We start from the raw sequence: 12,119 nt of genomic DNA, 5'->3' as shown, positions 1-12,119 counted from the left end.
TCACAGACAACAAGCCCTTTCGGTTGCTTAAACAATTTTTACTTTCAAATATTGTCTAACTTTTGGGGGTCACTTCATCTTGCAGGCTCTTTTTTGATGTTGTGATTATTCTTCGCTTTCCTTTTCCATCTCGGTGATGGCGATTGCCAGATCGTCCAGGCTCTTCTGGTCGACGATCGACGGACACTGGCTCATCAGCTCGCTTGCGTTCTGTACCTTCGGGAAGGCAACAACGTCACGCAGGTTGTCGCACTCGCACATGGTCATGACGATGCGGTCCAGACCCAGTGCAGCGCCTCCATGCGGTGGTGCACCGTACTTGTAGGCATCTACAAGGAAGCCAAACTTCAGCTGGATTTCCTCCTCGGTCAGACCCAGCGCCTCGAACATCTTCTGCTGCAGCTCGTAATCGGTGATACGGATGGAACCGCTCAAGAGCTCAACGCCGTTGACAACCATGTCGTAAGCCTGTGCGCGAACCGAACCCGGGTCGGAGTCGATGTATGGCAGGCACTCCTCTAGCGGCATGGTGAATGGATGGTGCATTGCAAGCCAGGTCTGGCTCTCCTCATCCCACTCGAAGAATGGGAACTCGGTGATCCACAGGAAGTTGTACTGTCCCTCTGGAATCAGCTCGAGCTGTTTGCCCAGGGTCAGACGCAGCTGGCCCAGTACCGGCAGAACCACGCGGTCCTTGTCTGCAACGATGAGGACAACGTCGCCCTGTTCACAGCCAAGGGTCTGAAGCAGCGCAGTCAGCTCTTCCTCACTCATGAATTTTGCAAAGGAGCAGTTTGGTTTTTCGTCTGCCCAGCGGATAAATGCCAGACCCTTTGCACCGATGCCCTTTGCCTGCTCGGTCAGCTTGTCGATGGCCTTTCTGGTCAGGGTAGCAGCTGCATTCTTTGCTACGATGCAGCGGACCGAACCGCCCTCAGCGATGGCATTTGCAAAGACTGGGAAGGTGCTGTCCTTGACCTGCTCGGTGAGGTTGACGATCTCCATGCCAAAGCGGGTATCCGGTTTGTCCGAACCGAAGCGCTCCATTGCATCATGGTAGGTCAGGCGCGGCATCTTTGGAATGTCGATGCCCTTGACCTCCTTGTACAGGCGGCGCATATAGCCTTCCAGCATGTCCATGATGTCCTCCTGAGTGACAAAGGACATCTCCAGGTCGACCTGAGTAAACTCCGGCTGACGGTCTGCACGCAGGTCCTCGTCGCGGAAGCATCTTGCCAGCTGGATATAGCGGTCAAAGCCGGACAGCATCAGCAGCTGTTTGTAGATCTGCGGAGACTGCGGCAGCGCATAGAACTTGCCGTGGTGGATTCTGGATGGAACCAGATAGTCTCTTGCGCCTTCCGGTGTGGACTTGATGAGCATTGGGGTTTCGATCTCGATGAAGTCGTTCTCGTAGAAGTAATCTCTGGTGACCTTGGCGATCTGGTGGCGCAGAATCATCTTTTCCTGCAGCGGCTTTCTGCGCAGGTCGAGGTAACGGTATTTCAGACGAAGCTCCTCTTTGACCTTGCTCTTGTCGGTGATTTCAAACGGAGGTGTCTGCGCTTTGGAGAGGATGCGCAGCTGATTGACATAGATTTCGATTTCGCCGGTGGAAATCTCGGTGTTGACCGCTTCACGCTGACGGACAACGCCCTTGGCAATCAGCACAAACTCGGAACGGACCGAGGCTGCCTTCTCAAATACCTCTCTGTCGGTGCCGTCGTCGAATACCAGCTGGACTACGCCGGTGCGGTCGCGCAGGTCGATGAAGATCAGGTGACCTTTGTCGCGCTGTTTCTGTACCCAACCGCAGACGATCTCTTCCTTGCCGATATTTTCCTTGGACAGTCTGCCGCAATAGCTGGTTCGTTTCAAACCATTCATTGTTTCTGCCATAGCAATTCTCCTTTTTTGACTGACATTCTGTTGTACTTTTTTCTCTATCTTAAAACAAATGAAATCCTTTTGAAAAAACAAATTCCTTCGGGGACTCCAAACTGTTTTCGACCTGTTCCATCGCATCCATCATCGTCTGTTCGTAGATGTATGCGCTCAGTGCCTGCTCGCTCAGCTGCACCTGATCGGTGCGTCCGGTGCGCAGGCTCTCCACCGCGATGGTTCCCGCCTGCACCGATGCTTCGTCCAGCCGGCAGACAAAGGCGGCGCCCACACGGTCGGCGTGGTCGGTTTCATCCACCGTGACCACAAAGCCTTCCTCCCGCAGCTGTCGGGCAAGTCCCAGCGCCAGCGCCTGCTGTGCCTTGGCGGCGGTGATGGCAAGCGTGCAGCCCTTTTGCGGCGGCAGCTCGATGCCGTTGTGCAATACCCACGCCGCCAGCTTTTGGGTCTGCACCTTCGCCTGGACGCCGTTTTGCTCGGTGCAGATGCTGCCATACGGCTCCTGCCGACCCAATATTGTCAACATTATGTTATTTTTATTGTCGTTTTCTCTGATAGTATAACAAATTCCCAATTTTTCCAGCATCGGCACAAGACTGTGCGCGTCGTCTGCCGCAGTTTCCAGTCGAACGGCGACCGGCTGCATTCCCAGCTGGTCGAGCAGCCGGCACAGGAAATCGGTCAGCGTCGCCAGCAGCATCGGGCTTGTGTGCTTACTTTGAACCACAAAGTCGCCGCCCAGCTTTTCTCCTTCAAAGCAGCCGACCAGCTGCGGAAAATCCGGCAGCTGCACCTCGGAAGCGCCGAGCACCTCCTCGATGCCGTACAGCTGCGCCGTGTCCAGAATCACCTGTTCGACATAGCGCAGACAGGCGGTGTTTTGTCCTTCCATCATCCTTCCTCCTTCGGATACCACTCCAAAAACTGGTAGGCCATCGTGTCGCCCTCAAAGTGGACGTCGTCGCTCAGCACCTGTGCGTCGGTATAGCCCAGCTTGTGGTACAGATTCAGCGCGGGCAGATTCTGCGTCCAGGTGTCGATGCGGATGCCGCAAAGCCCCAGCTCCTTTGCCTTGGCAAAGCCAAAGCGCATCAGCCGTTCGCCCAAACCCTGCCCGCGGCAGTCAGGGTCGATGGCCAGTGTGTGGATGCACAGCGTCTGCGCACTGGGCAGGTCGCTGCGCCAGTTCACGCGGTCATAGCAGTCCTCGTGGCGGTTATCAAAGCCTGCCGAGGCGATCACCCTGCCTTTCCCGTCGAGGATGCAGTACAGTCCGCCCGCCTCATACAGCTCCCGCGCCGTCCATTCCATCGGATATTCTCCTGCTTCCCAGCCGGAATAATTGGTTCCCTGCGCCTCCCGTGCCGTCACGCGGTCGTACAGTGCCGCGATGGCTGGGAGGTCCTGCTCGATGGCGGGCAGGATGCTGCCGGTCATTTGCAGGCGGTATTGCAGCAGTTCGGTGCGTCCGCGGGTGTACAGGTCGTGGTTGTGCGGGACCTCCAGCTTCTGTACCAGCTGCGCGCCCAGCGCCTCACAGGTTTTGCGGGAAGCAAGGTTGTCCGGCTCACAGGTCAGATAGACCTCACTCAGTCCATACCGGCGCGCCAGTCCCACCAGCAGCCAACAGGCGCGCAGTGCATAATGTCTGCCGCGGTGCTGCGGCTGCACCTCATAGCCCAGATGGCCTGCATACTGAAGCAGCTCGCTGTCGCCCAACCGCAGTACACACTGTCCCACCGGTATGCCCTGCGCCACCATTTCAAAATAGAGAGCGGGCACATAGCCCTTTTCCGGCTGGGCAGGGACGGTTTTATGCAGCCGCAGCGAAAATGCGGGCGTTCCGACGCTCTGTCCCAGCGCCATTGTCGGCAATTCCATTCTGGTTCCTCCTGACTGTCATAAAAAAAGCTCCTCGTTCCTCACAGCCTTGCTGCAAGGGACGAAGAGCAAACGTTGTTGTTCCACGCGGTGCCACCCTGATTTCGGTTATCCAAGATAACCGCTCCTTATTCCCTTAACGCGGGAGAAACGGAAACACCTTTTTTGATAAAAGGTGCCTCGGCTCGACAGGTGTCTTTGCAAAAGCCTTTTCCCAGGTCCCTTTCAGCCGGTGAGGACCCTCTCTGCTCGGACGGTGTTTTTGCTACTCCTCCTGTTTCAGACGCCTTTGGTCTATCAAATTATCATTCAGGAATGGTTTTATCATACATCATTCCATCCAAAAGGTCAAGCCCATCGCAGACAAAAAAAGAATGCCACTCAGTTTCCCTCCATGGCATTCTCCCTCAGACAAAAATAACTTACAAACCCTGTTTGCCGCTTAAACATTTGGATTTCCGATATTTCTCCAGTCAAGATCGCCGCGCTCCAGTGCATGAATCAGCGCCTCTGCGGTGGCAATGTTGGTTGCAACCGGTACGTTGTGCACGTCGCACAGTCTTAAAATATTTGCCTCGTTGAGTTCATTTGGTTTTACAGTAATCGGGTCGCGGAACATCAGCAGAAGATCCAGTTCGTTGCAGGCGATTCTGGCTGCGATCTGCTGATCGCCTCCCTGAGAACCGCTCAGAAAACGCAGGATATCCAGTCCGGTTGCTTCTGCCACCAGTTTTCCGGTCGTTCCAGTCGCACAGACACTGTGTCGGCTGAGAACCCCGCAGTAAGCAATACAAAACTGTACCATCAGTTCTTTTTTGGAATCGTGGGCAATCAAACCAATATTCATCTGTCACTTCATTCCTTTCTCTATAATCATACGAAAACACCTCAAAGCAAGCCTCGGATGCATTTGTCTTTTCCTCGAAGCAGTTTCCCACTGAACCGGAACAAATTGTCCGGCTGTTTGTACATCTCATCTCACAAAAAATCGCAGAGCTGTTCCCCTGCGCTGTCGATTCTAATGCCATAATGGTTGGATTCCGTAGTTATAGTTTATCATTTTTGCTCTGTCTTGTAAACCATTTTTCTCTGATTTTTGTGTAAAGCATTAAGAGAAATTCCTTTTTTGCTGCAAAAAAATGACCCGACACCTCATTTTCTCCCTATCTTTTCGCAAAGTACACATTTATTTGTTCCTTTAAAACAGAAAAGCAGCTCTTGTTTTCGGTGCATAAAAACGGCGCACGCTTTTCTGCGCGCGCCATCTTTTTACGGAATCAGCTGACCGTCGGTGCTCTGCTGGGCAGCGTCGATCTGTGTTTCATCCTCGTTGATGCCAAAATATTCGTTGAAAATCGCCTTTGCAACCGGCGCACCACGCTGGCCGCTGTAACCGTTTTCGACGACAACCGCCACTGCAATCTCAGGGTCGTTGGCGGGCGCATACGCGATAAAGGTAGCGTCCAGCTCGCCTCCGGTCGCCTGAGGTGTACCGGTCTTTGCAGCAACGTCGATCGGGTAATCTCCAAAGTAGTAACGCGCAGAACCGCGGGTAGTGTCGCGCGAGCAGCGCAGCATACCCTGACGAACCTCCTCAAAGGCCTCCTGACTTGCCTCTACCTGATTGAGCACCTCCGGTTCGGTGGTGGAGATGGTTTCTTCCAGGTTGTACGACTCGACCGATTTGACCAGATGAGAGCGCATTCTGGTGCCGTCGTTTGCCAGAGTAGCAGTGTAGTTTGCCATCTGAAGCGGAGTGTAAGCGTTGTCCAGCTGGCCAATCGAGGACTGCAATACGTTACCGGAGGTCCAGGTGCTGTCTGCCTGGCCCTCACGCACCGACTCATAGTATTCCGGACAGGAGATGTGGCCGGTAACCTCGGACAGCTCGATGCCGGTAGGAGCACCCATGCCCAGCTGCTCGGAATATTTTGCAATATTGTCGATGCCCTGGCGGTTTCCGGTTTCATAGAAGAAATAGTTGCAGGAAACCATCAGTGCATACTGCACGTCGATTGGACCGTGCAGACCCAGACAGCGCGGATTGTAGGAGGTTCCGGTGTCATAGACCTGCACACAGTTGATGATGGTGTCGCCGTCGATGACGCCGGCAGCCATGCCGCCGATGGCGACCACCGGCTTATAGATCGAACCAGGCATATAGATACCCTGGGTGCAGTAGTTGATCAGCGGGTGCAGCGGATCGGAGCTGAGCTCGCTGTACTTGGTATAGTAGTCGGACAGATCGTAGGTCGGATAGTTGACCATCGCCAGAATTTCACCGGTCTTGACGTCCTGCGCCACCACCGAGATACGGTCTGCACTGCCGCCTTCGTCGGGCGCATAGGTGTTCTTTGCCATCTCCAGAAATTCCGCACAGCCCTCGATGGCAGCCCGCTGCAGATCCTTGTCCAGCGTGGTGACGATGGTGTTGCCTGGCACCGCCTGTTTGATGATCTCGGTGCTCAGCACATTGCCCTGTGCATCGGTGGTGATGCGCTTTTTGCCGCGCTCTCCGCGCAGTTCATCCTCCATGGCATACTCCAGACCGCTCTTGCCGACGATGTCGTTGTAGCCGTACTTTTGTTCCTGATACGCCTCGTCGATCTGCTCCTCGGTCCAGTCGGGATGCTCGGCCTTGATCTCTTCCAGGATCGCCTCATTGTAGGCAGTGTACTCCTCGGCGGTAATCGAGCCGACGATGCCTACTGCGTGCGGCGCCAGGCTGCCGTCCACATAGCGGCGGCTGGTGGTCTCCTTGATCTCGATGCCAGGCATCTGCTGGCTGTATTCCTTGATCTTAACCACCACGTCGATCGGCACATCCTTTGAGAAGGTGTACGGAGTCGAACTGTTCGAACCGTACAGCTCCATCTGATAGCGCACGCCTGCAATCTTGCGCGCCATCACCCTGTCCTCCATCTCGCTGAGGTCATAGGTTTCCAGCAGGTTGTTCAGTGTGACCTCGGCGGTAGCATCCAGGTTGATCTGATGGTTGGTTTTGAGCGTTTCAATCTGTTTTTTCTGGGAATCGGTCTCGTTTAAAAAGGTAAACGGCTCGGTCGTGCTGATGGGCAGCGTGTCGATCCAGGTCTGACCCTCGGCTTCCATCAGCTCGATGATGCGCTGGATGACGGTATTTTTCATGCTGCTGGGCAGATATGCCTCGTTGATCATGACGTCATAGCTGACCTCATTGACTGCCAGCGGACGGCCATAGCGGTCGAGAACCTCGCCGCGGGCAGCGTCGATGGTCTGCACGCTGGTATAGTTGCCCTGTGCCATCTCCTTGTATTCCTCGGCTTCGACGATCTGATACTGCATCAGCCGCACAGCAAAGGCCACAAAAACCCCGACAACCAGGGCAATCATCAAAACCAGCCTTCCCTTGTGCACCTGTTTTTCTTCCATAAAAAGCCTCCTGCCTCCTTTGTCCGGTCAAAGGACAAAGGAAAAGTCGAAATGTTTGCGTTCGTTTTAAGGGTGTCCGAAAACCCAAACAGCCATGCTCTCAAAAAAAGCCATTTGCGTTTTGAGAGAACCCCTAATTCTCTGCCATTTTCTCCTCAAAAAACCGGTGCATCTTTCGCACTGCCAAAAACAAAAATGGAGTCACCACCAGCGTATAGATCAGCAGCGGCAGCATTTTGTCCAGCAAAATCAGATGCGAATTGTCATAGCCCCACATCACATAGTAAAAAAAGTATTCCAGCAGCAGCCGTGCGCCAAATCCCAGCCCGACCGCAAGCAGGCTGTTAATCATCGACGGCTGCATCAGATAGACGACCAGCAGTCCCACCGCTGTGCAGATGCACAGGTACAAAATCGACTGAAAGCCGAACAGCACGGTGGAGGACACATCGCACAGCACGCCGGCAAACAGGCCGAACAGGCCGCCGACCAGCTGACTTTCAAACATGGCGATGCACACCGCAAACGGCAGCACAAGCACCGGTTTGATATAGTCGATGTAAAAAAAGTTGGGGTCGGTCTGCAAAACATACAAAAACAGCATTATCAGGCTGTATACAATGTATTTGACCGCGGCAATCTTGGTCCGTCGATTCACAAAACCAGCCACCTTTCCCTGTGTGTTAACCGCTGTCTATTCTGCGTCATCGGCATTTTCCTCCTGCGTCTGCGCATTGTCCGACGCATTTTCAAAGCTGGACAGGCTGCTGCCCTGTCCTTTAAACGAGGTGATGACCATGACATCCTTGATGTTCTTGATGTCGTTGGTCGGCTCGATGACCGCATACATCATGGTACCCTGCGGCTCGAAGGCGACCTCCTGAATCCTGCCGATGACGATGCCCTGCGGATACAGTCCCGAGGTGCCCGCCGTCTGGATGATGTCTCCCTTGGCGACGCCGCTCTCACGCGGGATCAGCGACATTCTGCACTGACCGTTCTCGGCAAGCGCAATATCGCCCGACACGGTTGCAACGTCCTGGGTGCGCACATCCTGACATGCCACGTTCAGGCGCACATCCAGAATGGTGGTCACCTTGGCAAACACCGGTCCCACCTCCGAGACGATGCCCACCAGACCATCCGAGGTGATGACAGGGTCCTGATAGCTCACGCCGTCCAGGGTTCCCTTGTCGATGGTGAACGAGTAAAACTGGTCGGACGGGTCGCGGCCAATGACCGAGGCGGTCATCGTCTCCCACTCGGGATGCTCCTCCTGGATGCCCAGCTGCTCCTTGAGGCTCTCGTTTTCGTGCTTGTAGTTTTCGTAGTCGACCATCTGTTCAATCAGCTGGCGATTTTCCTCGCGCAGCTGTTCGTTTTCCTCTGCAATCTCCTCGGCGCGGAAAAACCGGTCCAGAAAGCCGGTCACCGAGCTGCTCATGGATGCTCCCAGCGACTGAATCGGCGCTGTGACGGTGCCCACGATCTTCTCGATCACCGTCGATGCACCCACCGTGACGGTGGCGCGCAGCATAAAGGCAAACATGATGATTGCCAGCGCCAGCAGCACCTTAAAGACCCAGCTGTGAAAAAATTCCTTCACCTGGCCTGTACCTCCCTTGGTTGTGCGCCCTGTCGCGCAATTTTTCCTGCAAAAAAACAGACGGCCACCCGCGCAGAATGTTCCATATCGCCGGCAGCCGTTTGCTCAATCGCTTGTTAATATTTGGAGTCGTCCTCCGAAAGCAGTTCCCTCATGGTGTTGATGTTTTCCAGCAGTTTACCTGTGCCTGCCGCAACACAATCCAGCGGATTTTCTGCGACCTGTACCGGCATACCTGTCTCCTTGGAGATCAGCTGGTCCAGACCTCTCAGCAGAGCGCCGCCGCCGGTCAAGGTAATTCCGTGGTCGATAATATCCGCCGACAGCTCCGGTGGAGTTCTCTCCAGGGTGGTACGGATGGCGTCGAGCACCGACATCACAGAATCTGCCAGCGCCTCGCGCACCTCGTCAGGATGCAGCATCATGTTCTTTGGCAGACCGTCTACCAGGTTTCTGCCCTTGATTTCCATCGGCTGTTCGTCCTCATATGGATAAGCCGAGCCGATTTCGATCTTGATATTCTCTGCGGTGCGGTCACCGATCAGGAGGTTGTATTTTTTCTTGACATACTGAATGATGGCCGAGTCGAACTCATCGCCGCCGACACGGACCGAACGGGAAGCAACGATGCCGCCCAGCGAGATCACAGCAACTTCGCTGGTACCGCCGCCGATATCGACAACCATGCTGCCGGTTGCCTCTGCAACAGGCAGACCTGCGCCGATGGCTGCTGCCATTGGCTCCTCGATGATGGCAACGTGGCGTGCGCCAGCCTTGAGCGAAGCCTCTTTAACTGCACGGCGCTCTACTGCGGTGACGCCGGACGGAATGCAGATGACGACGCGCGGACGTGCAAAGATCGAGTTGTTGCAAGCCTTTTTGATGAAGATCTGCAGCATGCTTGCGGTGATGTCAAAGTCAGCGATAACACCGTCTTTGAGCGGACGAACCGCAACGATCGAACCAGGAGTTCTGCCGATGACGTCCTTTGCCTCCTGACCGACATATTTTACGGTATAATTTCTGGTGTCCACTGCGACAACCGAAGGCTCGCGCATGATGATGCCCTTGCCTTTCATGAACACCAGCGTATTTGCTGTACCCAAGTCAATTCCAATATCTTTTCCAAAGCCAAACATAGTTTTTCCTCCTGCCCAAATGTTGCATCTCGCGGCAGCCTTCTGCACCCTGTGCTGCCTGAAGTCTATCCCAAAAATATCGTCGATTATGTCAAACAAACCGCGCAGCAAATTCGCGCCGGTTCGTCAAAAAAATCAATTCAACCGCGTTATCTTATATATTATAACCTGAAAAAATCCCAATCTCAACAGATATTTTTGAATTTTTTGTAAGGGTAAAAAAATTACGATATTTGTACCAATCAAGCCTTTTTCCCGCACGAATCTCTGTCTAAAATTCCTAAAGAAGCGCACGCAAAACCGCCTTTTCTTCCCATTTCAGGGCAGAAAAAATTATCCGGCGATCTGTCTTAAGCGGCGTCGAAGGCTGGCGATCGGCAGACCCATTACGTTAAAATAATCTCCGCAGATGCCCTCGACCAGCAGTCCGCCGTAACCCTGGATGCCGTAGGCGCCAGCCTTGTCGTAAGGCTCGTCGAGCGAGGCATACCACTGGATCTCCTCCTCGGTCAGCGGCAGAAAGCGGACGGTCGTTCTCTGATAAAACGATTCTGTGCGGCCGTTCACTACAATGGCGACACCGGTGAGCACCTCATGCTCTCTGCCGGACAGCGCCGAGATCATCCGCACGCAGTCGGCGTGGTCCTTTGGTTTGCCCATGATCTGTCCGTCGAGCACCACCACCGTATCAGCGCCGATGACCACGCTGTCGGCGTGTGTTTTTGCCACCTGCTCAGCTTTGATGCGGGCAAGGTACATCACCGCCTCAAACGGCTGCAGGCCGTCGGGGATAATTTCCTCGGCGCTGCTGGCGCAGACCTCAAAATCAGGTTGTATCAACGAAAGCAGTTCCCGTCTGCGTGGGGACTGTGAAGCTAAAACCAGTTTCATAAGATGCTCCCTTTCTGTTACTCTTTGATTGTTCTGTCATTGCTGCGGCCCGCCAGATAGTCCAGGCTGACCCCATAATAATCCGCAATGCGAACAGCGACCTCCATGGGCAGTTCCCGTTCTCCGCTCTCATAGCGGCGGTAGGTTGTCACATACATCGAAAGCTCCTGCGCCACCTTTTCCTGGGATAGCCCCGTCTCCTTGCGCAGTTCTTTGATTCTTTCATAAATCATCAGAAACCCTCTTTATCGGATAGAGTATTGACAATCAACACCAATCGGTGTTAAAATTCAATCAAATAAAACACCATTTGGTGTTTTATAAAAAAGGAGAATGATTTCCGTGTCAAAAGTCGAAATTGATGTCACCATGCCGCCGGAATTGTACCAGCGTCTGCTGAAATTTGCCGATTCCCAAAATCTTTCCCCTGAAGCTGCCGCAGAGCAGCTGATTGAACGATACATTCAGCATTTTTATGAAAGGCACCAAAACACTGAACCATTATTTTCTACTTTCCCAGACCGTTCGGATGAGGGAGTGAAGCATTAAAGGAGCGCAGCTCCTTCTCCGAACTTTCTGCAAAACCTTTTGCGGGCTTCCGCAGCCCGCACCCGCGGAAACTTTCTTGTGTGAAGAAAGTTTCACAAAGAGCACACAAGGAACCACCTGGTTCCTTGACCTCCGGAAGTTTGAAAAACTTCACGAAAGGGGTCAAGTATGACCCCTTTTGAAACCCCACTGTAACGGTAGAAGCTGCGCTCAACGTAAGTACCTACTGCCCGAAGCAGCACGGGAGTGACCTGACATCCTCCCGCTGCCGGAGCAGACAGGGGGAGAGAACTTCGCCTTGCGAAGTTCCCGAGGGAGTATCTGTGCTACACAAAAGTTCGGAGAATGGACTTTGTCCATTCTCGGGACCGCACACAGAAAAGCAAGACAACGCAGAAAGCAGAGGTGCGGTCGTTGCAGGGACTTTCCTGCAAAGATAATTGCATTGCGGCATGGCAAGCAAAAAAAGCGATGCTATCTACCGTCAAAAATCATCCACCGGATAATTTTTGAGGGATAGTTTGTGCGAATCGGAAGTTTGTGAAAACCCTTTCTATCGCAAAGGGTTTTCACACTTTCCTAAATGCTCCTGACGATAAAGGTGTTCCGCACTCTGCGGAGTGCGGCCAAAGGCTTTGCCTCTGGACACCACGAGCTTTTTGAAAGAAAGCTAGATTGAAAACAAGTTTTCAATCAGGAGTTTGCTCTTTTTGCCCATAAAGGATTGGGCAAAATTGCCT

11 protein-coding genes are annotated in these 12,119 nt (G+C 53.6%); 1 reads left to right on the top strand and 10 read right to left on the bottom strand.

Annotated features, from left to right (window positions below):
* Positions 1–105 precede the first annotated feature (105 nt).
* The 10 genes from aspS to Q0L39_RS08040 form a co-directional block, all read right to left on the bottom strand.
* A complete protein-coding gene (aspS, locus tag Q0L39_RS08085; protein ID WP_296628212.1) occupies positions 106–1,899 on the bottom strand; it encodes an aspartate--tRNA ligase in 1,794 nt (597 codons plus the stop codon).
* A gap of 49 nt (positions 1,900–1,948) precedes the next feature.
* Positions 1,949–2,794: a hypothetical protein gene (locus Q0L39_RS08080; RefSeq protein ID WP_296628211.1), complete on the bottom strand. Its 846-nt coding sequence runs from the start codon at positions 2,792–2,794 to the stop codon at positions 1,949–1,951.
* Positions 2,794–3,783: a GNAT family N-acetyltransferase gene (locus Q0L39_RS08075; protein ID WP_296628210.1), complete on the bottom strand. Its 990-nt coding sequence runs from the start codon at positions 3,781–3,783 to the stop codon at positions 2,794–2,796. The genes Q0L39_RS08080 and Q0L39_RS08075 overlap by 1 nt, the downstream gene beginning before the upstream one ends.
* 442 nt (positions 3,784–4,225) lie before the next feature.
* Positions 4,226–4,630 carry a methylglyoxal synthase gene (locus Q0L39_RS08070; RefSeq protein ID WP_022132149.1) on the bottom strand — a complete coding sequence of 135 codons (405 nt, stop codon included), beginning with the start codon at positions 4,628–4,630 and terminating at the stop codon, positions 4,226–4,228.
* Between the two features lie 422 nt (positions 4,631–5,052).
* Positions 5,053–7,194, bottom strand: coding sequence for a penicillin-binding transpeptidase domain-containing protein (locus tag Q0L39_RS08065; RefSeq protein WP_296628209.1), 2,142 nt, complete (start codon positions 7,192–7,194; stop codon positions 5,053–5,055).
* Between the two features lie 133 nt (positions 7,195–7,327).
* The gene (locus tag Q0L39_RS08060) at positions 7,328–7,852 is read right to left on the bottom strand and encodes a hypothetical protein (RefSeq protein ID WP_296628208.1); all 525 of its coding nucleotides are present in this window, start codon (positions 7,850–7,852) and stop codon (positions 7,328–7,330) included.
* A gap of 36 nt (positions 7,853–7,888) precedes the next feature.
* The gene (gene mreC, locus Q0L39_RS08055; RefSeq protein ID WP_296628207.1) at positions 7,889–8,800 is read right to left on the bottom strand and encodes a rod shape-determining protein MreC; all 912 of its coding nucleotides are present in this window, start codon (positions 8,798–8,800) and stop codon (positions 7,889–7,891) included.
* Between the two features lie 116 nt (positions 8,801–8,916).
* Positions 8,917–9,939: a rod shape-determining protein gene (locus Q0L39_RS08050; protein WP_296628206.1), complete on the bottom strand. Its 1,023-nt coding sequence runs from the start codon at positions 9,937–9,939 to the stop codon at positions 8,917–8,919.
* Between the two features lie 333 nt (positions 9,940–10,272).
* Entirely contained in the window at positions 10,273–10,830 is a 558-nt protein-coding gene (locus tag Q0L39_RS08045; protein WP_296628205.1) for a nucleoside triphosphate pyrophosphatase, read from the bottom strand.
* A 17-nt stretch (positions 10,831–10,847) separates the two neighbouring features.
* The gene (locus Q0L39_RS08040) at positions 10,848–11,063 is read right to left on the bottom strand and encodes a helix-turn-helix transcriptional regulator (RefSeq protein ID WP_296628203.1); all 216 of its coding nucleotides are present in this window, start codon (positions 11,061–11,063) and stop codon (positions 10,848–10,850) included.
* Positions 11,064–11,172: 109 nt separating this feature from the next.
* On the opposite strand from Q0L39_RS08040, the gene Q0L39_RS08035 reads away from it, so the two are divergent.
* Positions 11,173–11,379, top strand: coding sequence for a hypothetical protein (locus Q0L39_RS08035; protein ID WP_296628202.1), 207 nt, complete (start codon positions 11,173–11,175; stop codon positions 11,377–11,379).
* Positions 11,380–12,119 lie beyond the last annotated feature (740 nt).

The sequence above is a fragment of the uncultured Negativibacillus sp. genome (genome assembly GCF_944388365.1).
Taxonomy (GTDB): Bacteria; Bacillota; Clostridia; order Oscillospirales; family Ruminococcaceae; genus Negativibacillus.
This window is presented reverse-complemented; position numbering and strand designations above follow the sequence as displayed.

What these genes read in the sequence shown, in the direction of transcription:
- Q0L39_RS08075 (WP_296628210.1), bottom strand. Translation starts at nt 3,783, where the DNA reads ATGGAATTGCCGACAATGGCGCTGGGACAGAGCGTCGGAACGCCCGCA.
- Q0L39_RS08045 (WP_296628205.1), bottom strand. Translation starts at nt 10,830, where the DNA reads ATGAAACTGGTTTTAGCTTCACAGTCCCCACGCAGACGGGAACTGCTT.
- Q0L39_RS08080 (WP_296628211.1), bottom strand. Translation starts at nt 2,794, where the DNA reads ATGGAAGGACAAAACACCGCCTGTCTGCGCTATGTCGAACAGGTGATT.
- Q0L39_RS08070 (WP_022132149.1), bottom strand. Translation starts at nt 4,630, where the DNA reads ATGAATATTGGTTTGATTGCCCACGATTCCAAAAAAGAACTGATGGTA.
- Q0L39_RS08050 (WP_296628206.1), bottom strand. Translation starts at nt 9,939, where the DNA reads ATGTTTGGCTTTGGAAAAGATATTGGAATTGACTTGGGTACAGCAAAT.
- Q0L39_RS08065 (WP_296628209.1), bottom strand. Translation starts at nt 7,194, where the DNA reads ATGGAAGAAAAACAGGTGCACAAGGGAAGGCTGGTTTTGATGATTGCC.
- Q0L39_RS08040 (WP_296628203.1), bottom strand. Translation starts at nt 11,063, where the DNA reads ATGATTTATGAAAGAATCAAAGAACTGCGCAAGGAGACGGGGCTATCC.
- aspS (WP_296628212.1), bottom strand. Translation starts at nt 1,899, where the DNA reads ATGGCAGAAACAATGAATGGTTTGAAACGAACCAGCTATTGCGGCAGA.